The following is a 25,659-nucleotide window of genomic DNA, read 5'->3' as shown; positions in this document are numbered from 1 at the left end:
TTTCTTCGGCGGGTTCGTTCGACGAGCATGGGCTCAGCAGAACTTTGGTCCTAGGCTCGGGCCATGAGCAGGACCGACCGCGCCAGCCGGGTCATCGCGGCACCACCGGCGACTGTCTACGGCGCCCTCCTCGACCGGGAGTCGCTCGAGGCCTGGCTGCCGCCGGACGGCATGCGCGGGCGGGTCGAGCGGTGGGATCCCCGGCCTGGCGGCGGGTTCCGGATGATCCTCACCTACCTCAACCCCACCGACAGCCCCGGCAAGACCTCGGAATCGACGGATGTCGTCGACGTCGGGTTCGCCGACCTGGTGCCACCGAAGCGTGTGGTGCAGCGGGCGGTGTTCGAGGCCGACGATCCGTCGTACGCAGGCACTATGACCATGACCTGGCACCTCGCCGCCGCCGGTGACGGGACCGAGGTGACCGTCACCGCCACGGACGTGCCGCCCGGCATCGACCAAGCGGACCACGAAGCTGGCATCGCCTCCTCGCTGGCCAACCTGGCGTCGTACGTCGAGACGGCCGGATGACTCAAGTCGGCTGTGCGCAGGCCCGATCACGATGCTTCGCGCAGACCGACTGTCCAAGATCAGCGGCTCGGTCGTGGTTGTTCAAGCGACGTGAGTCTCGGGGCGTTCGACGAGGTCGCCGCGTTCGAAGCGGGCTCCGGCCCGGACGGGTGCGACGAGGTGGGGTGCGTTCACGGCTCGCCGGCGTTGCCGGGCGGACTCAACGAGCTTGAAGACCATCGCGAGAGCGGCGGCCGCTGCCCGCTCCCTTGGTGACCTTCGTCCACAGCCGTATCCGTGAAAACGCCTCGGGGCGGTGGTCTGTGACCACCGCCCCGGGTGAATTGCTCCCGCGATAGGACTCGAACCTATAACCTGCCGGTTAACAGCCGGCTGCTCTGCCGATTGAGCTACACGGGATCGTGCTTTTACTGCTGGTACTGCCTGCTCCGCTCGTTCCGGCCTTTCGGCTTTCCTTGCGGCGCGGAACTAGATTAGCGCACTCCTGGGGGTGCCTGTCACATCGAATTCGTCCGCGAGTCGTCGGGTCTTGATCGGCATACGGCAAAGAGCGCCGGGACGCCCCCGGAGCCCACCCGGGCGGGGCCGGGACGGCTGCGGTTGGATAGAGACAGGCCCTCGGGGTAGGGGGCGGGGAACACGAGCGCGGAGGTGGAAGATGCGATACAGGGCGATGTTCGCCGCCGGGCTGGCCATCGGCTACGTCCTCGGCACACGGGCCGGGCGTGAGCGCTACGAGCAGATCAAGCGTTTCGCGCAGCGGTTCGCGGACAGCCCCACAGTCCAGGAGGCCGCGGGGCTGGTCGGCGCTCAGGCGTCGAAGGTGGCGGGCAAGGCCAAGGACCTCGCAGGCGACAAGGTGCCGTTCCTCAGGAAGACGGAGTCCTGGGAGTCCGACAGGACCGACCGGGTCGGCACGGCCACCGGCTGGCCGGCCGGCGCCGACCAGATCCCCTGAGCCGCCCCCGGCCGATTACGCCCTCGACCGCCGGAGCAGCCCACGACCCCGGAGATCAGGCGGCGAGCCCCCGGCACGATGCCGGGGGCCACGGGTGAAGCCGATTTGCCCCCAGGTACCCCCGGGGGTATAAATGAGACATGCAGATGAACGAGGCAATGGTCGGCGACGCGGTGACGCGTTTGCGCCGGGCGCACGGCCAGCTCGCCGGAGTGATCGCGATGATCGAGGCGGGCGAGGACTGCACCAAGGTGCTGACCCAGCTGGCCGCGGTCTCCAAGGCGATCGACCGGGCCGGATTCAAGCTCGTCGCCAGCGGCCTGCGGCACTGTCACGCCGCACAGGAGCGGGGCGAGGAGGCTCCGATAAGCATGGCCGAGCTGGAGAAGCTGTTCCTGGCCCTCGCCTAGATTCTCTGCCCCACCCCACAAAGCCCCCCCGCACGCGCAGGTAGGCCTTCGCCGTGGACTCCCCCGGAGGAAGGCCCGCCTTCGCATATTCGGTGGATACCCCCGGGGGTATATTCCCGGGCGCCGATCCCCGCGCCGGCGTCCACGCCGAGGCGTACTCGACGGCCGGAGCGGTCCACGGTTTTTTATGCTCGTCACATACCCCCGGGGGTATTTAGAAATGAGGTGTTCCCCTATGGAGATCGTGTCCTTCCGCACTCCGGGTCTCGGTGACCAGACCTACCTGCTGACCCACGAAGGCAAGGGAGTGCTCGTCGACCCGCAGCGCGACATCGACAGGTTCCTGCGGGCGGCGGCCGAGCGCGACGTGGAGCTGCGCTTCGTGCTGGAGACCCACCTGCACAACGACTACGTGTCGGGCGGCGAGCAGGCGGCTCTGCGTACCGGAGCCGAGCTGGTCCTGCCCGCCGCAGCCGCGCCCGCCTACCCTCACACCCCGGCGTTCCACCTGGAGGACATCGAGGGAGGGGACGGCCTGTCCCTGCGGCCGGTCCACACCCCGGGGCACACCCCGGAGCACACCAGCTACCTGGTGCTCATCGAGGGTGAACCGGTCGCGGTGTTCTCCGGCGGCAGCCTCCTGGTGGCCTCGGCGGGCCGGCCCGACCTGCTCGGCATGGCCCGGGCCCGGACCCTGGCCCGGCTGCAGCACGGCTCGCTGCGCCGGCTGGCGGCGCTGCCGCCCGAGGTCGGGCTGTTCCCGACGCACGGCGAGGGGTCCTTCTGCAGCGCGAGCGGGGCCGGCCGCTACACCTCGACTATCGGCGAGGAGATGAGGTCCAACCCGCTGCTCGCCATCGAGGACGCCGAACAACTGGCCGACGAACTGCTCGCCGCACCCATGCCGATCCCGGCCTTCTACCGGTACATGGGCCCCGCCAACACGCTCGGCGTGCCGCCGATGCCCTCCGTCGGCGTGCCCGAACTGGCCGTCGCCGACCTGCCCGAAGACGCGCGCGTGGTCGACATCCGCCCGCGCGAGAGGCAGGCGGACGGCTTCCTGCCCGGCTCTGTCGGCATCGAGCTGGGGGCGGACTTCGGCAGCTGGGCCGGGTGGCTGCTGCCGTACCGGTCGCCGATCGTGCTCGTGGCCGAGCCCGGCCAGGACGCCGGCGAGGCGGTGACCCAGCTGGCGCAGATCGGCGTCGACACCGTGCGCGGCGTCGTGCGCGACCTCGGCCCGGCCGCGACCGCGACGTTCGAACGGCTGGACCTGGCGGCCTTCACGGCACGGACGGCCCAGCCCGGCGCCCAGGTGCTGGACGTGCGCATGCCGAACGAACGCCAGGCCGTGCGCCTGGAGGGAGCCGTCGAGCGATTCCTCCCCGACCTGGTGACCGATGGCGTCCCCGCCGAACTGGACCGCGAGCGCCCGGTGCTCGTGGCCTGTGGATCGGGCCGGCGCGCGGCCATCGCCGCCACGCTGCTCGCGGCCGCGGGATACACGCCGGTCGCGCTCGACGGCGCCGGCGTGCCCGACGTGGTCGCCACGCTGCGGACCCGCCGCGCGGCCTGAGCCCAGACCCCCACACACGAGAAGCGGCCTGACCCCAGACCCCCCGCACACGAGAACGAGAAGGAAGCCGTGAACACCGAATCCCCGAACATCGACACCGCGACCGCCCGTGCGCTGATCGCCGCCAACCCCGACGTGCTGGTCGTGGACGTGCGGACCCCCGCCGAGTTCGAGACCGCGCACATCGGCGGCGCGATCAACCTGCCGCTCGACCAGGTCGACGCCCACCTGCGGCGGATCGTCGCCGACGCCGGCGGGAGGATGCTGCTCATCTGCCAGTCCGGCGGCCGGGCCACCCAGGCGCACAAGAAGCTCTGCGAGGCGGGACTGCCCGACACGGTCGTGCTCACCGGCGGGATGAACGCCTGGATCGCCTCCGGCGCCCCCGTGGTGCGCGGCAGACAGCGGTGGAGCCTGGAACGCCAGGTCCGCGTGGTCGCGGGCGGCATCGTGCTCGCCTCGATCGTGGCCGACCTGTGGCTGCCAGGGGCGCGCTTCGCCGGCGCCTTCGTCGGCGCGGGCCTGGTCTTCGCCGGGCTGACCGACACCTGCGCCATGGGCATGCTGCTCTCCCGCCTGCCGTACAACCGCGGCGCGGGCGCCGACGTGGACGCCGCTCTCGCCTGTATCCGCCGCCCCGGTCGCAGCGCGGCCTGACGGATCGAGACGACGACATGACCGCTCTCACTCTGGCCGGCGCCGTCGTCGTCGGCCTGACCCTGGGCCTGTTCGGCGGCGGCGGATCGATCCTGACCGTCCCTCTGCTCGTCTACGTCGCGGGTGTCCCGGCCAAGTCCGCGATCGCCATGTCCCTGTTCGTCGTCGGCGTGACCAGCGTGGTCAGCGCCGTCGCCCACGCCCGGGCCGGGCGCATCCGGTGGCGGACCGGGCTGGTCTTCGGCCTGGCGGGAATGGCCGGAGCGTACGGCGGCGGCCTCATCGGGCCGCGCCTGCCGACGACGGCGCTGCTGGCGGGGTTCGCGCTGATGATGGCGGCCACCGCCGTCGCCATGATCTGCCGCCGCGGGACGCCTCGGCCCGCGCGGGCCCACAAGGATCTGCCGCTCCTCCACGTCCTCGTCGAAGGCGTCGTCGTCGGCCTGGTCACCGGCCTGGTCGGGGCCGGCGGAGGCTTCCTCGTCGTCCCCGCGCTGGTGCTGCTCGGCGGCATGCCGATGAGCACGGCCGTCGCCACCTCCCTGGTCGTCATCGCGATGAAGTCGTTCGCCGGGCTGGCCGGCTACCTGCAGACCGTCCCCGTCGACTGGTCGATCGCCCTGCCCGTTACGGCGATGGCGGTCGCCGGCGGTCTCGCCGGGGGCTGGCTGGCCGGGCGCGTCCACGCCGACCGCCTGCGCAAGGGTTTCGGCTGGTTCGTCCTCGTCATGGGCGGATTCGTGCTGCTCCAGCAGGCGCCGCCCGAGCTGTTCCACACCGTGTGGGGCGTCACCGCGCTGCTGGCCGGCGCCGCGGCCGTCGCGGCGGGGGTCATCTATCTGTTCCTGTGCCAGGGACGCCGGCTGGACGGAGGCGCCCTGCGCGTCGGGGAACTCAATCGCACGTGACGCACGCCCCTGCTCGGCGACGCGGCAGGCTCCGTGCGCGGCCGGCCGGCCCGGACGGGGGCGATCGAGGACAGCGCGGCGTGACGATCCTCTTCCGGTCGTCGCCGGCTCCGCTCTGCTCCGGTGTCCTGTCCAGGCCACCGGAGCAGAGCCGGACGTCCCCGCCGAGTCCCCTGCCCGGGCTCGCCGGCTTCACACGCCGAGGCTGCGCCGCACCTCTTCGAGCGCCTGCTCGGCGTGGGCGCGCAGGCCGGGGTCGTCGGCATCGAGCCCGGGGTCGAAGATGAACTCCCAGCGCGGGGTGTCGTAGCCGGGGATCCGGCGGGCGACCAGGCGCACTCCCCCGCGGCCGTCGATGGTGACGTGGCGGCTCGCGACGATCGTCGAGGTCACCCGCTCGCGGATCGTCTCCGGCAGCCTGCCCGGCTCGGTCAGGAGGGCCCGGTGGACGGCCCCGTCCGTCATCGTGACCGTCACGCCCTCCTCGTCCCACACCGCCTTGTCCATCAGGTGCCACGGCAGGCGCGGCCCGTGCGGCAGGTGCAGGGCAAGGGTGGTGGCGACGATGTGGCCGCCCTCCGGCGTCACCGCGTGACTGACAGGGCGCTCGCCGCCCTCCAGGGCGAGAGCCGCGCGGGCCTCACGGGGCAGCCGGGAGCCGAACAGGCGGGACAGTGAGGGCTTCTGAGAGGTCAAAGGGAGCACCGCCAGCGTACGACGACCGTTAACACCCCCGAGGCTATCCGGCGCCCCGTCCCTCCTGTCGTACGGCTCCGCACCCGGGAGCCGCGGGACCCGGGCGCGGGCCGCTTCGCGCTCAGGGGAGCCACTCGCGAAGTCCGGCGAGATGCCCGAGCTCCGATTCGACACGCTGCCTGTCGTCGGCGGTGAGCTCAAGACCCCGCAGATCGGCGAGCCAGGGATCGGCGGGCTCACCGAGGACCGTGGCCAGGTCGACGAGGTGACACAGGGCGATGGCCCGCTCGGCCGGCGAGGCGTCCGGGCCGTGCCTGCGCACGGCGGACTTGAGCGCGCGGAAGGCCTGCAGGTCGTCGTTCTTGAACTCGCGCAGGATCCGGGCGTTGTCGAGCGCCTTGGCCAGGCCCGTCAGCTTCTTCGAACCGCCGTATTCCACCTCGGCCTGCTCGTCGCGCTGGATGAAGATGATCGAGTTGCCGGACGGATCCATCAGCGTGAACCGCGACGCGCCGGGCCGGTAGCGGGTGATCCGCGGCAGGCCGGAGCTCAGCACCTTCCCGTAGACGCGGCGCATCGCCGCGACGAACTCCGCGTGGTACGGCGCGACGGCGTCGACCATGACCAGGCAGGCCCCGGACTGCTCCCGGGCCGGATCCAGGTCTTTGGGCGCCGGGCCGAAGTGCAGATGGATTCCGCTCCACCGCAGCGCCAGATAGACATAGGGCCTGGTCTGTTTGTAGGTCGTCTCGAATCCCAGCGCCTCGTAGAACGCCAGGGTCTCCTCCGGCGACGCGCACGGCATCAACGGCACCGTCGTCTCGTTCGGCCGGACCGCGGGCTCACTCATGTCGTCTCCCTTTCGATCGCCCGCGATGGTGACACTCCCCGGCGCGGCTCGCATATGGATCGCGCCAACGCCCTGCGCCAAACCGGGCGCACAACGGCGACGAGCGCCTCCAGGGGAGGCGCTCGTTCGCGGTTGGTGTCAGGTCAGCCGCCGTCAGTCCAGGTAGTCCCGGAGCATCTGGGCGCGGGTGGGGTGGCGCAGCTTGGCCAGCGTCTTGGACTCGATCTGGCGGATGCGCTCACGCGTGACGCCGAACTCCCTGCCGACCTCCTCCAGTGTGCGGGGGTGGCCGTCGGAGAGGCCGAAGCGGAGCTGGATGATCCGCTGCTCGCGCTCCGACAGCGTGGCCAGGATGTCGTCGAGCTGGTCCTGCAGCATGATGAAGGCCGCGGCCTCCATCGGCACCACGGCGTCGGCGTCCTCGATGAAGTCGCCGAGGTCGGAGTCCTCCTCGCCGATGGGCGCCTGGAGCGAGACCGGCTCCTGCGCGATGCGCTGGATCTCCACCACGCGGTCGATCGGCAGGTCCATCTCGGCGGCGATCTCCTCGGGCGCCGGCTCCCGGCCGAGATCCTGGTGGAGCTGCCGCTGCACGCGGACCAATTTATTGATCGTTTCGACCATGTGCACGGGAATCCGGATCGTTCTCGCCTGGTCGGCGATCGCCCGCGTGATCGCCTGGCGAATCCACCAGGTCGCGTACGTCGAGAACTTGTATCCCTTGGTGTAGTCGAATTTCTCGACGGCCCGGATGAGACCGAGATTGCCTTCCTGAATGAGGTCCAGGAACAGCATTCCGCGCCCGACATAGCGCTTGGCGATGGAGACCACGAGCCTGAGGTTGGCCTCGATGAGCCGCTGCTTGGCGCGGACGCCCTCCCAGACCAGGTCTTCCAGCTCCGGCCGGGCGAACCTGGCGCCCGGGCTCTCGCAGAGCTTGTCCTCCGCGAACAGGCCGGCCTCGATGGCCTTGGCGAGCTCCACCTCCTCCTCGGCGGTGAGCAGCGGAACCCTGCCGATCTCCCTGAGATAGATCCTGACCAGGTCGCTGGTCGGAGCGCGTTTGCCGATGTCCTCCTCGTCCGGCTTGCTGGGCTCCTCGTCGCCCTGCGGCTCGAGGACCTCAACCCCGTTCTCGGCGAGCATCCGCACGACGCGCTCCAGCGCGTCGGCGGGAAGCTCGGATCGGTCGAGCGCGGCGGCCACGTCGTCAACCGTGACGCTCCCGCGTTCCCTTCCCTTCGCGACAAGGTCCGCCACCTGGTCTACCGATGGCGGCCTGCTTGGCAGCACCGATGCACCCACGCAACACAGTGTGCAGGAAAGGCACCACTAAATGGCAGGCCTATTTTTGTCACCCAAGGTAAGGCGGAAGTCAATACCGAATCGAGATCAAAACATATGTTTGGCGACTGTGAGATCTGGAAAGGGACGTTTATTCAGGCCCCGCTGGCGCGTTCTCGCAACACGCGTCGCTGCTGTTCCAGCGCCACGAGTTCGCCGAACAGCCGGTTGTACTCCTGCTGCTCCTCGACCGGGTTGAGCCGCTGCAGCCGGGACTTCACCTGGGCGACGGCCCGGCCGACCGCGACCTCCTGGATCTTGGCCAGGACCGCCGCGCCGTACCGCTCCTCGATGTTGACGTCGGCGCGCACGGCCTCGACCGCGAACCGGGTGACGAGCGATGTCAGGTCGATGCCGGTTTCGCCGGGCGACGCGGCGTCGGCCTGCTCCAGCAGCCGGTCGACCCACTCGCGTCCGCCGGGCCCCCCGGCGACGGTCCCGCCCGCCGCCACGATGAGCTCGTAGAGCGCGACGTGCTCGGGCAGGGTGAACGTCGCCGCGCCGAGCGCGTCGAACTCCGGCCCGAGCAGCGCGGGCCGCTGGACGGCGAGCTTGAGCGCCTCCGCCTCCAGTCGGACCGCGGGGTCCAGAGGCTCCTGGCGCGCCTGGGCGGGCCGCGCGGGCGCGGCTCCACGCGCCGCCTGCCGGCGTCCGGGAGCGTGGCCGCCCTCCTGCGTCCGCCCCACGACCTGCTGCACGCGCTGGATGACGAAGCCCTCGTCGATGAAGCCGAGCCAGCGGTCGAGGTCGACCACGTAGGTCTTGCGGAGCCCGGGATCCTTGATCGAGGCCACGATGGGCGCGGCGGCGTCGAGCGCGGCGAGGCGTCCCTCGTTGGTGTTGAGGTCGTAGCGCGAGAGGGTGCTGCGGATCGCGAAGGCGAACAGCGGCTCGCGGCTGGCGATCAGGTCGCGCACGGCGCCGTCGCCCTGCTTGACCCGCAGGTCGCAGGGGTCGAGGCCGTCGGGCTGCACGGCGACGAAGGTCTGCGTGACGAACTTCTGCTCGTCCTGGAACGCGCGCAGGGCGGCCTTCTGCCCCGCCGAGTCGCCGTCGAAGGTGAAGATCACCTCACCCCGGAACTCGGCCTGGTCGAGCAGCAGCCGGCGCAGCACCTTGATGTGGTCCTCCCCGAAGGAGGTGCCGCAGGTGGCCACCGCGGTCGGCACACCGGCCAGATGGCAGGCCATGACGTCCGTGTAGCCCTCCACGATGACGGCCTGGGACCGCTTGGCGATCTCCCGCTTGGCGAGGTCCACCCCGTAGAGCACGGAGCTCTTGTGGTAGATCGGGCTCTCGGGGGTGTTCAGATATTTGGGACCGTCGTCGGAGTCGAGCAGCTTGCGCGCGCCGAACCCGATGACGTCGCCGGTGATGTCGCGGATCGGCCAGATCAGCCGGCCGCGGAACCGGTCGACGGGGCCGCGCCTGCCCTCGCGGGCCAGGCCGCCCTTGATCAGCTCCTGTGAGGTGAACCCGCGGCCCATCAGGTGGCGCGAGAGCGCCTCCCACTCGTTGGGGGCGTAGCCGACGCCGAAGCGCTCCGCGTCGGCCCGCTCGAAGCCGCGCTCGGACAGGAAGCGCCGGCCGGGCGCCGCCTCGGGGGCGGACAGCCGTTCGGCGTAGAACTCGGCGGCGGCGCGGTGCGCCTCGATCAGCCGCAGCCGCTCGCCCTGCTCCCGGCCGGGCACGTAGCCGCCCTGCTCGTAGCGGAGCTGGATGCCGGCGCGCTGGGCGAGCCGCTCGACGGCCTCGGTGAACGTCAGGTTCTCGATCTTGCGGACGAACGTGATGACGTCGCCGCCCTCGGCGCAGCCGAAGCAGTAGTAGTAGCCCCGGGCCGGGGTCACGTTGAAGGAGGGAGACTTCTCGTCATGGAACGGGCACAGCCCCTTCAGGTTGCCCCCGCCCGCGTTGCGGAGCTGGATGTGCTCGCCGACGACGTCGGCGATCGGCGAGCGCTCCCGCACGAGCGCGATGTCCTCGTCACTGATCCGACCGCTTCGCCCTGCCACGCTCGCGAGTCTAGAGCCTGCCCCCGACAGCCCGGACGCTCCACCGCGGATGGTCCAGGACATGTCACGACTTTTCGGAACCGGTCGTGATGTGCGGCTTGGTCCGTTAGAAAGGAAAGGTTCGGTAACGTCGACCAGGTGGAGATCATGCGATCGGGGAGACTGGCCGCCCTCGCCGGCGCCGCGTTCGTCGCGGCGTCCTGCGGAGCGCCCGCCGGGGTCGCGGGAGTGAGCACGCTGCCGCCCACGCCGCCGCAGGGAGGCGGCATCACGGCCGCCATGGACGACGCCCAGCCAGGCCACGTCGTGCCTCCGCCCGGGGACGAGCCGGTGCGGGTCCCGCCGCCGAAGGTGTCCCCCTACACGTACGCCTTCCCCATCAAGGGCTGCAAGGTGTCGTACTCCCGCAAGCTGCTCGTGCTTCCCAAGACGATCATCTGGGCGGCAAAGGGATGCGCGTTCGTGTCGCCGGTGGACGGGGTGGTCCAGGAGGTCAACCTCAAGAACCTCTGGTCGCCCTCCACCGACCGCGGCCCCGACCGGGAGGGCCGGTTCGTCACGATCAAGGGCGAGGACGGCGTGCTGTATCTCGGCGGCCACCTCGACTCCGTGGAGCAGGACGTCACCCCGGGCACCAAGGTCAAGGCCGGGCAGCTGCTCGGCCGGGTGGGCAACACGGGCAACGCGCGCGACACCGCGAGCAACCTCTACTTCGCCATGTCGTGGCCGGTCGCGCCGCAGTATTGGTGGGTGCGGCGGGGTGTGGTGCCGCCGTGGCCCTACCTGGACGCCTGGGACGACGGCAACCGCACCGTCTCGCCGCGCAAGGCCATGCTCACGCTGCGCAAGAAGATGGGCGCGACCCCGCCCTGCACGCAACTGTGCGCCTCCAAGCAGGTCACGCCCGTCCCCGACGAGACCAAGCCGCCCACGAAGAAAAAGAAGAAGAACGGCGGCGGTGGCGGTGACGACGACGACGTCGTGGTCATCCCGCTCTAGACGACGTCGTGGTCATCCCGCTTTAGGCGAGCAGGCCCCGCGCCGCCGGAGAACCGCTTCCGGGCCTCGTGACGGATGGCCGGACCGGCCTTGCCGCCGGGTGCGCAGGGCGGTGAGCACGGTCACCAGGGCACCGGGCCGTCCTCGGCGAAGAACCCGCCCGACGGTCCGTCGGCGCCGAGCGTCGCGAGCCTGACCGCGACCGCCGCGCCCTGCGCCGCCGTACGCGGCAGGGACATGCCGAGGTCCCTGGCGAAGTCGGTGTCACATGCCCCGGGGGCGATGGCGTTGACCAGGATGCCGAGCGGCCGCAGCTCCTTGGCGTACTGGATGGTGAGCATGTTCAGCGCGGCCTTCGACGGCGGGTAGCCCGCGACGCTCTGCCTCCGGGCGAAGTAGTGATCGGGGTCGGTCATGTGCGTCATCGACGCCGTGCCGCTGCCCACGTTGACGATCCGCCCGGCCGGCGACCGCCGCAGCAGCGGCAGCATCGCGTCGGTCACCCGGATGACGCCGAACACGTTGGTCTCGAACACCTCGCGCACCGCGCCGAGGTTGACCGAGCCGGGCGTCTGCCGGGTGCCGCCCGAGATGCCGGCGTTGTTGACGAGCACGTCGAGGCGGCCGAACCGCTCCCCCACCTGTTCCGCCGCCGCCCGCACGCCCTCCTCGCCGGTGACGTCGATCGTCAGCGGGTGGACCTCCAGGCCCTCCGCCCGCAGCTTCGCGGTCGCCTCGTCGCGGCGCCCCGGGTCGCGCGCCCCGAGCAGCACGATCATGCCGAGCTCGCCGAGCTGCCTCGCGATCTCGTAGCCGATTCCCTTGTTCGCGCCCGTGACCAGGGCGACGGTGTCAGTGCCGTTCATGGGGGCAAGCCCACCACCCCGTCCCTCCCGGTGCCCAACACCGTCTCGGTCACGGGCGATACCCTCGCGGTATGACCGCCGGTGACGACACCGTTGAGACGCGGGAGCTGACCTATTTCGTGGCGGTGGCCGAGGAGCTGCACTTCGGGCGGGCGGCCCGGCGGCTCGGCATCGCGCAACCTCCGCTGTCGCGGGCGATCCAGCGGCTCGAACGCCGCCTCGGGGTGCGGCTGCTGGAGCGCGACCACCGCACGGTGGAGCTGACGGAAGCGGGTGAGACGCTGCTGCGGGAGGGCCACGCCGCGCTCGCCGCGCTGTCGGCGGCCGTACGCAGGACCCGGCGGGCCGGCCGCGACGCGCCGTCGCTCGTGCTCGCCGCCAAACCGGGCGGGGACGCCGACCTGCTGCCGGAGATCCTCGCGGCGTACGCGGCCACGCCGGGCGCGCTGCCCGTCGACATCGTCTTCAGCGCCCGCGAGCGCGGCGCGATGGTGCGGGACGGCCGGGCCGACGCCGCCCTGCTGCACGCGCCGCGCGAGGATCTGACCGGCCTGGCGGTCGAGGAGCTCCTGGTGGAAAGCCAGGTGGCGGTGCTGCCCCGGGGGCACCGGCTCGCCGGGCGCGCGGAGCTGTCGATGGCCGACCTCGACGGCGAGCCGCTGCCGCGGTGGCCCGAGGCCGTCCCCGAGGGCTCCTTCGGGATCGCCGAGAGCGGTCAGCTCATGCATCTCGTCGCGCTCGGCCGGGCCGTGGCGGTCGTCCCCCGGTCGATCCGGGCGAACCTGCGTCACGACCTCGTCAGCGTGCCCGTGCCCGACGCGCCGCCGACGACGCTGGTCCTGGCCTGGCCGCAGGACGCGCGGTCGCGGGCGCTGGCCGCCTTCGTGCGTACGGCGGCGGAGGTGGCGCGGCGGGCCGGACAGGCCTGAAACGAGCGGGTCAGCCGGCCTTGAGGGGGTGGGTCTTCGCCGACAGGCGGCGGTGCCAGCCCATGGCGGAGGCGTCGGTGAGCGAGGCGATCTGGTCGACCACCGCGCGCAGCCGCCCCGCGTCGTCGGCGGCCTGCTCGAACTGCTGCCGCAGCGCGGGCTCCAGCGTCGCCGGGGCGCCGCGCAGGACGAGGTCGCCCAGCTCGGCGATGATCTCGCGCTGCCGGGCCTGGACGGCGTGGTGGGCCTCCCTGGACATCACGTAGCGGGCCGTCACCCCCTTGAGCAGCGCGCACTCCAGGCGGGTCGTCCGCGGCACCACCAGGTCCGCGTCATACCGGGTGCGGCCGCTCCTGCCGCCCGGCGTGGGGCGGCAGCCGTACGCCTCGCGGGTGGCGTCCTGGGCGGAGCGGCACAGCCGGCCGATGAGGGCGCTGGTGAGCCGCTTGAGCGCGGCGAGGTCGGCGAGCCCGGCGTCGAACGCGGACGGCCACAGCGGCTCGGCGAGCAGCCGGGCGAAGGTCTCCGACAGCTCCTCCAGGGCGGCGTCGGGCGCGTACCACTCCCTCGTCAGGCGGCACACCTCCAGCCGCTCCTCCGGGTCGCGCAGGGCCGCCATCGTCACGTGACCGCACGTCAGCGCGTCCTCCAGGTCGTGCACCGAGTAGGCCACGTCGTCGGCCCAGTCCATGACCTGCGCCTCGAAGCCGACCGCGTAGTCGGGCGCCCCCTCCCGCGCCCACAGGAAGACCGCCAGGTCGTCCGGGTAGACGCAGTAGGGCCGGCCCTCGTCGGCGAGCGGGACGCCGGGGATCCGGCAGGAGGACCCGGCCCAGGGATACTTGCAGACCGAGTCGAGCGCGGCCCGCGTGAGGTTGAGCCCGGCGCTCCGGCCGTCCTCGGTGATGACCTTGGCCTCCAGCCGGGTCAGCAGGCGCAGGTTCTGCGCGTTGCCCTGGAACCCGCCGCACGGCGCGGCCAGCTCGTCGAGAGCGGCCTCCCCGTTGTGGCCGAACGGGGGATGGCCGAGGTCGTGGGCGAGACAGGCGGTCTCCACCAGGTCGGGGTCGCAGCCGAGCACCTTGCCCATCTCGCGGCCGATCTGCGCGCACTCGAGGGAGTGGGTCAGCCGGGTGCGGGGGCTGTGCAGGCCGGTGCAGTCGGCGGGGGCCACCACCTGCGTCTTGGCGGCGAGCCTGCGCAGCGAGGCGCTGTGGAGCACGCGTGCCCGGTCTCGCTCGAACGCGCTCCGCTCGGGGTTGCCCGGCGGTTCCGGCACCCACCGTGCCTGGTCGTGCTCGTCATAGCGGGCCATGCGTCCTCCTTCCTTGTGGCAAGCCCCGTGGCGGCGGGGAATGGAGCGTACCCGCGAAGGTCCGGTTTCACGACAGATCCAGTAGTCCGATGGGAGATTGCCCCCTTGCCCGATAAGCGGCCACGAGCGCCGCCGGGGGACGCCGGTGAGCTGCGCGTCGACGCGTTCGGGGCCGCCCACCTGGTGGACACCGGCGCCCAGCCCGGCGTACGCACTCCCCCGTCGACGTCGCGGTCGCCCGCGCTCGTCCCCGCGGCGGCGCCGGTGACCAGGTCGTAGCTCCCGCTGACCGTCGTGCCGAGCTGCTTGGCCCCGCTGGACGAGGTCGCGGGGTCGGCGCGCTCCGACGCGCCCAAGGTGGCCGTGTCGGTGCCCGCGGCGTTCGCCGTCCAGCCGGTCGCCGTCTCGAACGTGTCGGAGGAGACGGTCGTGGGCGGTGTGCCGGTGCCGCAGTAGGTGGACTCCTTGCCGATGACCCGGTAGACGCAGTCGGCGCTCTTGACGAGCAGCAGCGCGGCCGCCCGGTTGCGAGAGGTCTCCCGGTCGATCACCTCGTCCGGCGGGTAGAAGCCGGGATTGCTCCCCCGGGGATACATCTCGAACGTGTACGTGAAGATCTTGTACGTTCCCCACATCCAGTCGTCGATGGAGCCGTCGGTGATGTAGAGGTCGCTCGCCTGCTCGGCGGTGTAACCGTTGGTGGCCGCCATGCTCCGGCCGAGGGCGGCGTACGCGTCCCGGTCGTCCTGCGTCATGCCCGGGGCGGTGCCGGCCGTCGTGTACCCGTACGGCCAGAGCACGAGCTCGCTGTAGGTGTGCCAGTCGATGGCCGCCTTGATCTGCTGGACGCCGCCGGCCACGCGGCTGCGCACGAAGTCGGCCGCCGCCCTGACCTCCGGGGCCGACTCGGCGGCCGAGCCGCGGTAGGTCTCGCTCGACGGGGTGCCGGAGGAGCCGCCGCAGCAGCCCCACCGGTGGGCCCAGTTGCGGTTGAGGTCGGTGCCGACGGCGGAGGACCCGGAGGTGGGCTGCCGGTTCTTGCGCCACGACCGGTAGGAGCCGGTGGCGATGTCGTACTCGCCGCCGTCGGGGTTGAGGTCGGGCAGGACCCAGATCTCCCGCGTGTTCACCAGGTCGGTGATCTGCGCGTCGCCGCCGTAGTTGTCGGTGAACAGGCGCAGCAGGTAGATCGCCATCTCGACGGTGAGGTGCTCGCGCGCGTGCTGGTGGGCGGTGAACAGCACCTCCGGCTCGTTCTCGTCGGTGGCCACGTTGTCACTGATCTTGACGCCCATCAGGTCGCGGCCCTCGTACGAGCGGCCGTAGCTGAACCTGCGGGCGATCGTGGGATGGGCGGCGACGACCTGGTCGACCAGGGTGCTGAGCTCGGCGTAGTTGTGATAGGCGGAGTCGCCCGAGGGGAAGTCGAAGGTCTGCGGCCCGCGGTCCTCGGCGGGCGGCGCCGGCTCGGTGACCGTGAACCCGAGCCTGCGGATGGCGTCGGCCTCCTGGAGCGTCGCGGTGACGACCATGCTCCGGCCGTGCACCTCGTCGACGGCGGCCCCCGTGCGGGCCACCGCGCTGCGCTGCGCGACGGTCGCCGGGCCGTCCACCTGATACTGCCGCGACGGCGACGGCTCCTGCACCGCCTGCACCACTTGGCCCGCCTGCTCCGCCGGGGCGTCCCCGGCGGCCGTCAGCACGGTCGCGGGCGGAACGGCCGACGACGCGGGGGCGGCGACGAGCGGTGTCGCGAGGGTGCACAGCAGCGCCGCGGCGACCCCCAGCGCCGGCAGGCGGCGACGTCTTCTCACTCCACGCCCTCCCTTGCGGTAGGTACGTAGAGTGATCAGTCAATCGCCCGGCATCAACATCCACCGGGCCGTGTCGCACGACCCGGTGAACCGTCCGCACTCCGATCTGGTCATTCCACAACGAGTCCGGATGTTCTCTGAAATTTCAACTCATCTCGTGTCGGACTGCGCGCAGGTCAGCGCGGCACGGCCCGCCTCCAGCCGGGCCACCGGAATGCGGAACGGCGAGCAGGAGACGTAGTCGAGGCCGATCTCGTGGCAGAAGTGCACCGAGTCGGGGTCGCCGCCGTGTTCGCCGCAGATGCCGAGCTTGAGGTCCGGCCGGGTGCGCCTGCCCTCCTCGACCGCGATCCGCATCAGTCTGCCGACGCCCTCCCGGTCGATCGACTCGAACGGCGAGACCCCGAAGACGCCCAGGTCGAGGTATCTGCCGAAGAAGGCGCTCTCCACGTCGTCCCGGGAGAAGCCCCACGTCAGCTGGGTGAGGTCGTTGGTGCCGAACGAGAAGAACTCCGCGGCCTCGGCGATCCCGCCGGCCGTCAGCGCCGCCCTCGGCACCTCGATCATCGTGCCGATCGCCGCCTCCACGCCCGCCTCGGCGAGGATCCGCTCCGCCTCCTCCTTGACGATCTCCAGCTCCTGCACCGCGCCGACCAGCGGAATCATGATCTCCGCACGCGCGTCCTCCACCTGCCGGGCCGCCGCCGCGATGGCCCGCACCTGCATGGCGAACAGGCCGGGGATCGTCAGGCCGAGCCGTACGCCGCGCAGGCCGAGCATCGGGTTCTGCTCGTGCAGCCGCTTGACCGCCTCGAGCAGCCTGCGGTCCCGGTCGTCCGCGCCGTCGCCCGCGAGGGCCACCTTCACGGCCAGGTCGGTGAGATCGGGCAGGAACTCGTGCAGCGGCGGGTCGATCAGCCGGATCGTCACCGGCAGCCCGCGCATCGCCGCGAAGATGCCGGTGAAGTCGCCGGTCTGCAGCGGTTCGAGCGCGTCGAGCGCCGCCTGCCGCTCCTCGGGCGTCGCGGCCAGGATCAGGTCTTCGACGAGCCGCCGCCGCTCGCCCAGGAACATGTGCTCCGTACGGCACAGCCCGATGCCCTGGGCGCCGTAGCGCCGGGCGCGGGCGGCGTCCTCGGGGGTGTCGGCGTTGGCCCGTACGGCGAGCCGGCGCACGGAGTCGGCATGGGTCATGATCCGGTCGACGGCCTCCACCAGCTCGTCCTCGGCGGGCTCGCCCTCGAAATACTTGGCGACCGGTGAGGCGGTGACCGGCACCTCGCCGAGGTAGACGGCCCCGGTGCCGCCGTCGATGGAGATCACGTCGCCCTCGTCGACGACGACCCCGCCGGGCGCGGTGAACCGGCGGGCGTGCTGGTCGACCTCCAGTTCCTCGGCCCCGCACACGCAGGTCTTGCCCATGCCGCGCGCCACCACGGCGGCGTGGGAGGTCTTGCCGCCCCTGGAGGTGAGCACGCCGTGGGCCGCGATCATCCCGGCGAGGTCGTCGGGGTTGGTCTCCCGACGCACGAGGATGACCGCCTCGCCCCGCCCGGCCAGCTCGACGGCCCGTTCGGAGCTGAAGACGGCCCGGCCCGCGGCGGCGCCGGGCGAGGCGTTCATGCCGGTGGTCAGCCTGTGGTTGCCGGCCGTCGCGGCGAAGCGGGGGAACATGAGCTGGGCGAGCTGGTCGCCGGTGACCCGGGTGACCGCCTCGTCCATGTCGATCAGGCCCTCGTCCACGAGCTGGGTGGCGATGCAGAAGGCGGCGGCGGCCGTGCGCTTGCCGACCCGGGTCTGCAGCATCCACAGCTTGCCGCGCTCGATCGTGAACTCGATGTCGCACAGGTCGCGGTAGTGCCGCTCCAGCGTCGCCATGATGTCGAGCAGCTCGCGGTAGGCCTGCGGGTTAATGGTCTCCAGCTCCTGGAGGGGGACGGTGTTGCGGATTCCGGCGACGACGTCCTCGCCCTGGGCGTTGCGCAGGTAGTCGCCGTAGACGCCCTGGCGACCCGAGCCGGGGTCGCGGGTGAAGGCGACCCCGGTGCCGGAGTCGGGGCCCATGTTGCCGAACACCATGGCGACGATGTTGACGGCCGTGCCGAGGTCGGCGGGGATGCGCTCCTGGCGGCGGTAGAGGATCGCGCGCGGGGCGTTCCAGGAGTCGAAGACCGCCCTGACGGCGAGGTCCATCTGCTCGCGGGGGTCGGTGGGGAAGTCGCGGCCCGTACGCTCCCGGACGATGCACTTGAAGGTCTCGACCAGCCGCTGGAGGTCGCCGGCGTCGAGCTCGGTGTCCTCCCGCTCGCCCTTGAGGTCGTCCATCGCCTCCTCGAACAGCTCGCCGTCGATGTCCAGGACGGTCTTGCCGAACATCTGGATGAGCCGGCGGTAGGAGTCCCACGCGAAGCGGTCGTTTCCCGACTGCTTGGCCAGTCCGAGGACGGAGTCGTCGTTGAGGCCGATGTTGAGGACCGTCTCCATCATGCCGGGCATCGAGAACTTGGCTCCCGACCTCACGCTCACCAGCAGCGGGTCGTCCGCCTGGCCGAGGCGCTTGCCCATCCGCGCTTCGAGGGCGGCGAGGTGCTCGCCGATCTCCCCCTCCAGCCCCTCGGGCATGCGCCCGTGCCCCAGATAGTGGCGGCACGCCTCGGTGGTGATCGTGAAGCCGGGAGGCACGGGGAGGCCTATGTTGGTCATTTCCGCCAGATTGGCGCCCTTGCCACCGAGCAGGTCCTTGAGGTCCTTGTTGCCCTCGGTGAAGTCGTAAACGTACTTGGGCATGCGACGCTCCTTCGCGGACTTCAATAAAACCGCCGATGCGGCCCGCAACCGGACTGTACCTAGGAAAATCAGCACCAAACCTCACCCTTCGCCGTATATGACGTCTAAGCAGGTAGGAGGCATTGGAGAGGTCTAATCCAATCAAAGAACGGCCATTTTTCCGACGATCTCGAAGTGGTATAAACCAATTCGCCGCCAAGGACGGCATGAAGATCCCGCAGCGGCCGCGAGGAAATGGTTTAGACCATTGTCCGGTAAGGCGGAGTTCCGGTGAGTCGGCGATGCGGCGGCGACGGCATGCGATATAAACGAGACACCCTCCGAATAGAGTCGAACACGGAGGGTTGTCAGTGTCGCGAGCGTTGTCGCGAGAGGTTCTGGAGCAAGGGGTTCCGGAGCGAGGGGTATCGGCGCGAGTGACGGCACGGGAAACGACGGCACGAATGCGGGCGGCACAGGCCATGGCGGCACGGGTCCTGGCAGCACAGGTTCTGGCAGCACGGCGCACGGCGGCACGGAGGGTCGGGCCGGTGACGGCGGCGGTGGTCGCCGGGCTCGGCGCGATGGCGGCGACCACCGGCTGCGGGGGCGCCCGGGTCACCCCGTGGGAGTACGTGTCGAGCACGCCCTCCCTGGCGTGGAAGGCGTGCGAGGAGACGGCGTCCGCCTCGGGCTTCGAGTGCGCGACGCTCCAGGTGCCCCTCGACTACGCCAAACCGGAGGGCAAGCAGATCGGCATCGCCCTGGTCCGGTTGCGGGCCACCGACCCGAGCCGGCGGATCGGCTCCCTGGTCTTCAACTTCGGCGGTCCCGGCGGCTCCGGCGTCACCACGCTCATCAACGCGGCCCACGCGTTCTCCACGCTGAACACCCGCTATGACCTGGTCGGCTTCGACCCGCGCGGCGTGGAACGCAGCAGCGGCATCCGCTGTCTCACCGGGCCGCAGATGGACCAGTACATGAGCAAGGAGCCCAGCGAGAACACCGCGACCGAGACCAAGCTCGTCACCGGATTCGCCCAGGCGTGCGAGCGCAACGCGGGCTGGATCCTCCCCTACGTCGGCACCGTCAACGCGGCACACGACATGGAGACGATGCGCACGGCCCTCGGCGAGTCGCACCTCAACTACTTCGGCTTCTCCTACGGCACCCACCTCGGGGCGGTGTACGCCACGCAGTTCCCCGAGAAGGTGGGGCGGATGGTGCTCGACTCGGCCGTCGACCCCTCGGTCAGCATGCTCGAAATGGCCAAGACGCAGACCCTCGGCTTCCAGAAGGCGTACGAGGACTACCTGGCCGACTGCACCAAGACGCGGACGAGCTGCCCGCTCGGCGCCGACGCCGCGGCGGCGAACGCCACCGTGCTGAAGCTCCTCGACACCCTGGCCCGCACGCCGGGGAAGGTCGGCTCGCGCACGGTCACCGAGGACATCGCCAGGGCGGGCATCACCCAGGCGCTCTACAGCAAGCTCACCTGGCCCCTGCTCACCGAGGCGCTGGACGAGGGCAGGAAGGGCAGGCTCGACGGCCTGCTCGCCCTGGCCGACCAGTACGCCGGGCGGCAGCCGGACGGCACCTACTCGACCCTGCAGTTCTCGCTGCCGTCGGTGCTGTGCGTCGACAGCACCGACCGCCCCTCGGTCGCGCAGGCCAAGGAGCTGGCCCGGCGCCTGGAGAAGAAGAGCCCGATCTTCGCCCCGACCGCGATCAGCGCGGGGGCGTGCAGCGCCTGGCCGGTGCGCGGGAACGACGCCGCCCGGCACGTCGACGCCACCGGGTCCAATCCCATCCTGGTGGTCGGCGTCACGAACGACCCGGCCACGCCCTACCAGTGGGCGCCGCGGCTGGCCGAGCAGCTCCGCACCGCCGTGCTGCTGACGCTGAACGGCGAGGGCCACGGCGCGTACGGCCAGAACCAGTGCATCGACGAGAAGGTCAACGCCTACCTGCTGGAGGGGACGGTCCCGCCCGAGGGAACGCGCTGCGGCTGAGCGCGCTCCCCCGCCCGTTCACTGCTCACCGCGCTGCTGTCACTGCGCGGCTCTTACTGGGCCGCTCTCACTGCGCCGCCCTTACTGTGCCCCTCTTACTGTGCCCCTCTTACTGGGCCCCTCTTACTGGGCCGTCCGCACGGCGCCGAGCCCGGCCACCACGTGGTCGACGATGCCGTACTCCCTGGCCTCCTCGGCGGTGAACCACCGGTCGCGGTCGGCGTCCGCCTCGATGCGCTCGAGCGGCTGGCCCGTGTGGAAGGCGGTGCGCTCGGCCAGGGTCTTCTTCGTGTGACGCATCTGCTCGGCCTGGATCGCGATGTCGGCCGCCGTGCCGCCGATGCCGCCGAGCGGCTGGTGCATCATGATGCGCGCGTGCGGCAGGGCGTAGCGCTTGCCCTGCGCGCCGGCGCACAGCAGGAACTGCCCCATCGAGGCGGCCAGGCCCATGGTCACGGTGACGACGTCGTTCGGCACATATTGCATGACGTCGTAAATCGCAAGACCGGCCGACACGGAACCACCGGGGGAATTGATGTAAAGGCTGATGTCCCGCGTGGAGTCCTCCGCGCTCAGCAGCAGCAGTTGCGAGCAGATCCGGTTGGCGATGTCGTCGTCGACCTCCTGGCCGAGCACGACGATGCGCCGTTCCAGCAGCTTGTGGCCAAGATCGTCGAAGCCGAACCGGTCGGCGGCGGGGTCGCCTGAGCGCGCGAAGTGGTCCATCTGGTCTCCCTGTTCCGGTAGCCGGGTTATGCCGCGACATTAGTCCCGGAACCCGGGAACAGGACTGCTTATTTCACTCTCAGCACATTTCCCCCGCGGGAGATTACGCTATGAGCATATTTCGCGCGATTAGCCGCGATCTTTCTGGCCCACCCGGCGGGCCGGTGCCCGTCAGCTTGCGGGGTCGTACTGGAACGCGCGGACCTCCTGCGCGCACCGGCACGCGACCGCCATCTTCGCGGCCCACTCCAGCGCCGCCTCGTGGGACGGCAGCTCCAGGATGCTGTAGCCGCCTTCGAGCCGCCGCGTCTGCGGGTAGGTGCCCTCGGTCACGGTCCCGTCCCCGGCCACCATGACCGGCGGAACGCTCTCGTCGATGCCGCCGCCGAACACCCAGACGCCGGCGTCCTTCGCCTCCTGCACCACGGCGTGCGCCGCGTCCGCGGCCGCCTGCAGGTCCTCGCCGGAAAGGGCCATGGCGGCACTCGGAAACGAGATCAGGTATTTGGTCATCGCGTCGGCTCCCTTGTCGCTCTTCGGAGATCGCGCCCATCCTCGCCGACTCCGGCGTGCCGCGCAGGAAATGCGAAAGGCGCCTGTCCGGGAATCCGGACAGGCGCCTTGTCGTGATGATCTAGTCGTTGAGGTGCTGGCGCAGGTAGGACTCGACCTGGTCGAGTGCGACCCGCTGCTGGGCCATGGTGTCCCGCTCGCGGATCGTCACGGCCTGGTCCTCAAGGGTGTCGAAGTCGACCGTGATCGCGAACGGCGTGCCGATCTCGTCCTGGCGGCGATAGCGGCGGCCGATGGCGCCCGCGTCGTCGAAGTCCACGTTCCACCGGCGGCGCAGCTGAGCCGCGAGGTCGCGGGCCTTCGGCGACAGGTCGGCGTTGCGCGACAGCGGCAGCACCGCGACCTTGACCGGGGCGAGGCGGTGGTCGAGGCGCATCACGGTCCGCTCCTCCATGACGCCCTTGGCGTTGGGCGCCTCGTCGACCGTGTAGGCGTCGAGGAGGAAGGTCAGCGTCGCGCGGTCCACACCGGCCGCCGGCTCGATGACGTACGGCACGTAGCGCTCGCCCGACTCCTGCTCGAAGAACGACAGGTCGGTGCCGGACGCCTTGCCGTGCGCGGTGAGGTCGAAGTCGGTGCGGTTGGCGATGCCCTCCAGCTCGCCCCACTCGCCGCCGGCGAAGTTGAAGCGATACTCGATGTCCACGGTCCGCTTCGAGTAGTGGGACAGCTTCTCCTTCGGGTGCTCGTAGAGCCGGAGGTTGTCCTTGTTGATGCCGAGGTCGACGTACCAGCGCAGGCGCTCGTCGATCCAGTACTGGTGCCACTCCTCGTCCGTGCCGGGCTTGACGAAGAACTCCATCTCCATCTGCTCGAACTCACGCGTGCGGAAGATGAAGTTGCCCGGCGTGATCTCGTTGCGGAACGACTTGCCGATCTGGCCGATGCCGAACGGGATCTTCCTGCGGGCCGACTGCTGGACGTTCAGGTAGTTGATGAAGATGCCCTGCGCGGTCTCCGGCCGCAGGTACGCCAGGCCCGACTCGTCCTCCACCGGGCCGAGGAAGGTCTTCAGCAGGCCGCTGAACTGCTTGGGCTGGGTGAAGGCGCCCTTGTTGCCGCAGTTGGGGCAGGTGATGTCGGCCAGGCCGCCCGCCGGCTCGCTGCCGTGCTTGGCCTCGTACGCCTCGACAAGGTGGTCGGCGCGGTAGCGCTTGTGGCACGACTGGCACTCGGTGAGCGGGTCGGTGAAGGTCTCGACGTGACCGCTGGCCTGCCAGACCTCACGGGCGAGGATGACGCAGGAGTCGAGGCCGACGACGTCGTCGCGGCCCTGCACCATGGCCTTCCACCACTCGCGCTTCACGTTGTTCTTGAGCTCGACACCGAGGGGGCCGTAGTCCCACGACGCCCGCAGGCCTCCGTAGATCTCGCTCGACGGGAAGACGAGCCCGCGGCGTTTGGCGAGGCTGACGATCGTTTCCAAGACGTCGGTGCGACGTGCCATCAGTGGAACTCCATCCGGCTGGGTGTCGGCGTTGAGATCGGGGTCAGCGGTGCGATGCTCGCTGAAGCGGGCGGGCCGGCCCGGCCGCCGTGTCGCGGCTGCGGGACGTCGGGCCACCTGCCAGGATCCGTGCTCAAGCTTAGGGGAATCCGGCGCCCCCGCGCTCAAGCCTTGCCCACGGTCCCGGCGCTCGCCCCCTCGCCCGGCAGCGTGTAGACGCTTTCGAAGGCGCTGGGCTCGTTGATCATAAGGGTCATCAGGGGATACATCACCATGCGGGCCGCGGACAGGGCACGCCGGTAGTAGCCCGCGCCCTCCCACTCGCTGACCACGGCCCACAGGGCCGGCTCGTCCACCGACCTGCCGACCTGCCCGCGCAGATATCCCGGCTGCGCGGCCAGCAGGTCGAGGATGTCGCGCGCCTGGGCGGCGAACTCGTCGGCGCGGGCGCCCGGCACCGAGTAACGGATCACGGCGAGCATGCCGCCCAGCATGCCATCCCTCGCGTACGGCCTGCCGGGGAGGGGCGGGCCCCGGCCGGAACGGGTATCGCGAGCGCTGTGACCGAGCTCTGTGACAGGGCGACGACGGGGCGGACGCGCACTAGGCTCGAACACGTGGGAAGCGAAACCGAACCGCCGCGCCGTCAGGTGCCGGCCCATCCCCTGGCGAGGAAACCCCCCGCCCAGGAGAACGCGGCGCCCCCGCGCATGCGGCGGTCCCTGCCGCAGGGCGAGCAGTTCTTCACGCCCGGCGCCATCGGGGTGCGCGCGGACATCGAGCGCAGGAGCGCCGCGCCGCTGGTCTTCCTGTTCCAGCAGCCCCGCTGGCTGGCCCCTCTGATCATGGTGGCCCTGCTGATCGCCGGCCTGGTGGTGGCCGACTGGCGTGGCGGGGTGGCCGTGCTTCCGGTGCTCGCGTTCATCGTCTGGCTGGCCTACCTGTCCTGGCCCTCGCTGCGTCCGGTGGGCCGGTTGCTGCGCGTGGCGGTCGCGACGTTCCTGATCCTGCTCGCCGCCACCCGTTTCGGCCTGATCTAACGCGAACCGGCCTAACCTGGTAGGTCGTAGGGCGAAGCCGTACACAGGAGTCTTGATGACGAAGAGCCGCGACGCCGTTCACGAGATCCTCCGGCAGAGCCGGGGGTTCCGGAGCGCGCAGGACGTGTTCGCCGAGATGCGTGCGATCGGCTCGAAGATCGGCCTGACGACCGTCTACCGGGCGCTCCAGTCGCTCTCCGACGCCGGCCGGGTCGACGTGCTGCGCACCGACGAGGGCGAGTCGGTCTACCGCGCGTGCCAGACCGACTCGCACCACCACCACCTGGTGTGCCGGGACTGCGGGCGTACGGTCGAGGTGGCCGGGCCGGACGTCGAGCGCTGGGCCGAGGTCGTCGGGGCCGAGCACGGCTTCACCAACGTGACGCACACCGTGGAGGTCTTCGGCACCTGTTCCTCCTGTGCGGAGGCGGCGTCGCGGGCGGAGACGGCCGGAAAGGGCTGACCCCGTCCCACGCGGGCCTTACGAGAGGTACGCTGCGGGCGCCGCGACAAGGACATGATCCCGCCCGCCGCGACAAGAGGGAGATGGCGTGCCGTTCAGCCATGACATGGTGTACTCGCTGGGGACGGTGGTGGACCTCATCAACACCGGCGCCGACGAGCGCGACGCGCTGGCCGAGGTCGGCGACCTTGAGGAGTTCGTCCGCAGACGAGAGGTCAGCGGAGTCGAGGCGGTGACCCGGCGGGACCTCGCCGAGGTCCGCGCGCTGCGCGAGGAGTTCCACGCGGTGTTCACCGCGCCGGACCAGCCGACGGCGGTCGGCTTGCTCAACACGCTGCTGCAGCGCACCCGCATCACACCGCACCTCGCCGAGCACGACGGCCACCCCCTCCACGTGCACTACTTCGCGCCGGGCTCGTCGGTCGCCGAGCACCTGGCCGCCGACTGCGGCGTCGCGCTCGCCCACGTGCTCGTGGAGAACGAGCGGGATCGCCTGCGCACGTGCGCGGCGCCCGACTGCTCCCACGTCTTCGTGGACGAGTCGAGGAACCGCTCCCGGGTCTACTGCGACAGCCGCACCTGCGGAAACCGCATGCACGTCGCCGCATACCGGGCCCGCCGCCGCGACGCCTCCTGACGCCGGGCCCGCCGCGTTCGGGTGCCGTTTTCCTAGTGGTTTCCCAGTGGTTTTCAGTGGCGCGCGACTTTCCTAGTGCGGTGACCACGAACGTTTGCCGGGTGGGTCAGGCGGCTTCGTTGGCGGG

At 70.9% G+C, this 25,659-nt stretch carries 23 protein-coding genes, 1 tRNA gene and 1 pseudogene; 12 read left to right on the top strand and 13 right to left on the bottom strand.

Annotation, left to right across the window (positions count from 1 at the left end):
- Positions 1-63 precede the first annotated feature (63 nt).
- On the top strand, positions 64-531 hold the full coding sequence (locus tag FLX08_RS30215; RefSeq protein ID WP_142623664.1) for an SRPBCC family protein: 468 nt from the start codon (positions 64-66) through the stop codon (positions 529-531).
- 326 nt (positions 532-857) lie between these two features.
- Here the strand turns inward: FLX08_RS30215 and FLX08_RS30210 are convergent.
- Positions 858-930 (bottom strand) — tRNA-Asn (locus tag FLX08_RS30210).
- A 259-nt stretch (positions 931-1,189) separates the two neighbouring features.
- On the opposite strand from FLX08_RS30210, the gene FLX08_RS42470 reads away from it, so the two are divergent.
- From FLX08_RS42470 to FLX08_RS30185, 5 genes are all read left to right on the top strand, one after another.
- Entirely contained in the window at positions 1,190-1,489 is a 300-nt protein-coding gene (locus FLX08_RS42470; protein WP_244313007.1) for a YtxH domain-containing protein, read from the top strand.
- A 140-nt stretch (positions 1,490-1,629) separates the two neighbouring features.
- Positions 1,630-1,899, top strand: coding sequence for a metal-sensitive transcriptional regulator (locus FLX08_RS30200; RefSeq protein WP_142623663.1), 270 nt, complete (start codon positions 1,630-1,632; stop codon positions 1,897-1,899).
- 235 nt (positions 1,900-2,134) lie between these two features.
- A complete protein-coding gene (locus tag FLX08_RS30195; RefSeq protein WP_142623662.1) occupies positions 2,135-3,475 on the top strand; it encodes an MBL fold metallo-hydrolase in 1,341 nt (446 codons plus the stop codon).
- A gap of 69 nt (positions 3,476-3,544) precedes the next feature.
- Entirely contained in the window at positions 3,545-4,132 is a 588-nt protein-coding gene (locus FLX08_RS30190) for a rhodanese-like domain-containing protein (RefSeq protein ID WP_244313006.1), read from the top strand.
- A gap of 17 nt (positions 4,133-4,149) precedes the next feature.
- On the top strand, positions 4,150-5,040 hold the full coding sequence (locus FLX08_RS30185; RefSeq protein WP_142623661.1) for a sulfite exporter TauE/SafE family protein: 891 nt from the start codon (positions 4,150-4,152) through the stop codon (positions 5,038-5,040).
- A 192-nt stretch (positions 5,041-5,232) separates the two neighbouring features.
- On the opposite strand, the gene FLX08_RS30180 is transcribed toward FLX08_RS30185, so the two are convergent.
- The 4 genes from FLX08_RS30180 to dnaG form a co-directional block, all read right to left on the bottom strand.
- Entirely contained in the window at positions 5,233-5,736 is a 504-nt protein-coding gene (locus FLX08_RS30180) for a hypothetical protein (protein ID WP_244313005.1), read from the bottom strand.
- Between the two features lie 121 nt (positions 5,737-5,857).
- Positions 5,858-6,586: a VOC family protein gene (locus FLX08_RS30175; RefSeq protein ID WP_142623660.1), complete on the bottom strand. Its 729-nt coding sequence runs from the start codon at positions 6,584-6,586 to the stop codon at positions 5,858-5,860.
- Between the two features lie 153 nt (positions 6,587-6,739).
- Complete coding sequence (gene rpoD / locus FLX08_RS30170; protein WP_244313003.1) at positions 6,740-7,846, bottom strand: RNA polymerase sigma factor RpoD; 1,107 nt, start codon at positions 7,844-7,846, stop codon at positions 6,740-6,742.
- 179 nt (positions 7,847-8,025) lie between these two features.
- The gene (gene dnaG / locus FLX08_RS30165; protein WP_244313002.1) at positions 8,026-9,945 is read right to left on the bottom strand and encodes a DNA primase; all 1,920 of its coding nucleotides are present in this window, start codon (positions 9,943-9,945) and stop codon (positions 8,026-8,028) included.
- 147 nt (positions 9,946-10,092) lie between these two features.
- Here dnaG and FLX08_RS30160 point away from each other — a divergent pair, with 147 nt between their 5' ends.
- Entirely contained in the window at positions 10,093-10,944 is an 852-nt protein-coding gene (locus FLX08_RS30160) for a M23 family metallopeptidase (RefSeq protein ID WP_142623657.1), read from the top strand.
- A 122-nt stretch (positions 10,945-11,066) separates the two neighbouring features.
- On the opposite strand, the gene FLX08_RS30155 is transcribed toward FLX08_RS30160, so the two are convergent.
- Positions 11,067-11,810, bottom strand: coding sequence for an SDR family oxidoreductase (locus FLX08_RS30155; RefSeq protein ID WP_142623656.1), 744 nt, complete (start codon positions 11,808-11,810; stop codon positions 11,067-11,069).
- Positions 11,811-11,881: 71 nt separating this feature from the next.
- Between FLX08_RS30155 and FLX08_RS30150 the strand changes: the two genes are divergently transcribed.
- On the top strand, positions 11,882-12,739 hold the full coding sequence (locus FLX08_RS30150; protein ID WP_142623655.1) for a LysR family transcriptional regulator: 858 nt from the start codon (positions 11,882-11,884) through the stop codon (positions 12,737-12,739).
- Positions 12,740-12,749: 10 nt separating this feature from the next.
- Here FLX08_RS30150 and FLX08_RS30145 read toward each other — a convergent pair whose 3' ends face one another.
- The 3 genes and pseudogenes from FLX08_RS30145 to ppdK form a co-directional block, all read right to left on the bottom strand.
- On the bottom strand, positions 12,750-14,054 hold the full coding sequence (locus tag FLX08_RS30145; protein WP_142623654.1) for a deoxyguanosinetriphosphate triphosphohydrolase: 1,305 nt from the start codon (positions 14,052-14,054) through the stop codon (positions 12,750-12,752).
- Positions 14,055-14,635: 581 nt separating this feature from the next.
- A pseudogene (locus FLX08_RS42460) lies at positions 14,636-15,586 on the bottom strand (M14 family metallopeptidase); the annotation flags it as partial.
- 432 nt (positions 15,587-16,018) lie between these two features.
- Positions 16,019-18,655: a pyruvate, phosphate dikinase gene (gene ppdK / locus FLX08_RS30135; protein ID WP_142623653.1), complete on the bottom strand. Its 2,637-nt coding sequence runs from the start codon at positions 18,653-18,655 to the stop codon at positions 16,019-16,021.
- 530 nt (positions 18,656-19,185) lie between these two features.
- On the opposite strand from ppdK, the gene FLX08_RS30130 reads away from it, so the two are divergent.
- Positions 19,186-20,646 carry an alpha/beta hydrolase gene (locus FLX08_RS30130; RefSeq protein WP_244313001.1) on the top strand — a complete coding sequence of 487 codons (1,461 nt, stop codon included), beginning with the start codon at positions 19,186-19,188 and terminating at the stop codon, positions 20,644-20,646.
- Positions 20,647-20,769: 123 nt separating this feature from the next.
- Here FLX08_RS30130 and FLX08_RS30125 read toward each other — a convergent pair whose 3' ends face one another.
- The 4 genes from FLX08_RS30125 to FLX08_RS30110 all read right to left on the bottom strand — a co-directional run bounded on the left by FLX08_RS30125 (position 20,770) and on the right by FLX08_RS30110 (position 23,874).
- Positions 20,770-21,372: an ATP-dependent Clp protease proteolytic subunit gene (locus FLX08_RS30125; protein WP_142623652.1), complete on the bottom strand. Its 603-nt coding sequence runs from the start codon at positions 21,370-21,372 to the stop codon at positions 20,770-20,772.
- A gap of 171 nt (positions 21,373-21,543) precedes the next feature.
- Complete coding sequence (locus FLX08_RS30120; RefSeq protein ID WP_142623651.1) at positions 21,544-21,885, bottom strand: YciI family protein; 342 nt, start codon at positions 21,883-21,885, stop codon at positions 21,544-21,546.
- A gap of 121 nt (positions 21,886-22,006) precedes the next feature.
- On the bottom strand, positions 22,007-23,392 hold the full coding sequence (locus FLX08_RS30115; protein WP_142623650.1) for a glycine--tRNA ligase: 1,386 nt from the start codon (positions 23,390-23,392) through the stop codon (positions 22,007-22,009).
- Positions 23,393-23,556: 164 nt separating this feature from the next.
- On the bottom strand, positions 23,557-23,874 hold the full coding sequence (locus FLX08_RS30110) for an antibiotic biosynthesis monooxygenase family protein (protein ID WP_142623649.1): 318 nt from the start codon (positions 23,872-23,874) through the stop codon (positions 23,557-23,559).
- Positions 23,875-24,009: 135 nt separating this feature from the next.
- Between FLX08_RS30110 and FLX08_RS30105 the strand changes: the two genes are divergently transcribed.
- From FLX08_RS30105 to FLX08_RS30095, 3 genes are all read left to right on the top strand, one after another.
- Positions 24,010-24,432, top strand: a complete 423-nt coding sequence (locus FLX08_RS30105; RefSeq protein WP_244313000.1) for a DUF6703 family protein — start codon at positions 24,010-24,012, stop codon at positions 24,430-24,432.
- A 55-nt stretch (positions 24,433-24,487) separates the two neighbouring features.
- Positions 24,488-24,895, top strand: coding sequence for a Fur family transcriptional regulator (locus tag FLX08_RS30100; protein ID WP_142623648.1), 408 nt, complete (start codon positions 24,488-24,490; stop codon positions 24,893-24,895).
- An 88-nt stretch (positions 24,896-24,983) separates the two neighbouring features.
- Positions 24,984-25,532: a CGNR zinc finger domain-containing protein gene (locus FLX08_RS30095; RefSeq protein ID WP_142623647.1), complete on the top strand. Its 549-nt coding sequence runs from the start codon at positions 24,984-24,986 to the stop codon at positions 25,530-25,532.
- The last annotated feature ends 127 nt before the right edge of the window (positions 25,533-25,659 follow it).

It is taken from the genome of Microbispora hainanensis (genome assembly GCF_006874475.1).
Lineage (GTDB): Bacteria > Actinomycetota > Actinomycetes > Streptosporangiales > Streptosporangiaceae > Microbispora > Microbispora hainanensis.
Note: the sequence above shows the minus strand (reverse complement) of the source record. Positions and strands in the feature narration are given on the sequence as shown.

What these genes read in the sequence shown, in the direction of transcription:
- ppdK (WP_142623653.1), bottom strand. Translation starts at nt 18,655, where the DNA reads ATGCCCAAGTACGTTTACGACTTCACCGAGGGCAACAAGGACCTCAAG.
- FLX08_RS30125 (WP_142623652.1), bottom strand. Translation starts at nt 21,372, where the DNA reads ATGGACCACTTCGCGCGCTCAGGCGACCCCGCCGCCGACCGGTTCGGC.
- FLX08_RS30175 (WP_142623660.1), bottom strand. Translation starts at nt 6,586, where the DNA reads ATGAGTGAGCCCGCGGTCCGGCCGAACGAGACGACGGTGCCGTTGATG.
- FLX08_RS30200 (WP_142623663.1), top strand. Translation starts at nt 1,630, where the DNA reads ATGCAGATGAACGAGGCAATGGTCGGCGACGCGGTGACGCGTTTGCGC.
- FLX08_RS30195 (WP_142623662.1), top strand. Translation starts at nt 2,135, where the DNA reads ATGGAGATCGTGTCCTTCCGCACTCCGGGTCTCGGTGACCAGACCTAC.
- FLX08_RS30155 (WP_142623656.1), bottom strand. Translation starts at nt 11,810, where the DNA reads ATGAACGGCACTGACACCGTCGCCCTGGTCACGGGCGCGAACAAGGGA.
- FLX08_RS42470 (WP_244313007.1), top strand. Translation starts at nt 1,190, where the DNA reads ATGCGATACAGGGCGATGTTCGCCGCCGGGCTGGCCATCGGCTACGTC.
- FLX08_RS30100 (WP_142623648.1), top strand. Translation starts at nt 24,488, where the DNA reads ATGACGAAGAGCCGCGACGCCGTTCACGAGATCCTCCGGCAGAGCCGG.
- FLX08_RS30110 (WP_142623649.1), bottom strand. Translation starts at nt 23,874, where the DNA reads ATGCTCGCCGTGATCCGTTACTCGGTGCCGGGCGCCCGCGCCGACGAG.
- FLX08_RS30215 (WP_142623664.1), top strand. Translation starts at nt 64, where the DNA reads ATGAGCAGGACCGACCGCGCCAGCCGGGTCATCGCGGCACCACCGGCG.
- FLX08_RS30160 (WP_142623657.1), top strand. Translation starts at nt 10,093, where the DNA reads ATGCGATCGGGGAGACTGGCCGCCCTCGCCGGCGCCGCGTTCGTCGCG.
- FLX08_RS30150 (WP_142623655.1), top strand. Translation starts at nt 11,882, where the DNA reads ATGACCGCCGGTGACGACACCGTTGAGACGCGGGAGCTGACCTATTTC.
- FLX08_RS30145 (WP_142623654.1), bottom strand. Translation starts at nt 14,054, where the DNA reads ATGGCCCGCTATGACGAGCACGACCAGGCACGGTGGGTGCCGGAACCG.
- FLX08_RS30185 (WP_142623661.1), top strand. Translation starts at nt 4,150, where the DNA reads ATGACCGCTCTCACTCTGGCCGGCGCCGTCGTCGTCGGCCTGACCCTG.
- FLX08_RS30120 (WP_142623651.1), bottom strand. Translation starts at nt 21,885, where the DNA reads ATGACCAAATACCTGATCTCGTTTCCGAGTGCCGCCATGGCCCTTTCC.
- FLX08_RS30115 (WP_142623650.1), bottom strand. Translation starts at nt 23,392, where the DNA reads ATGGCACGTCGCACCGACGTCTTGGAAACGATCGTCAGCCTCGCCAAA.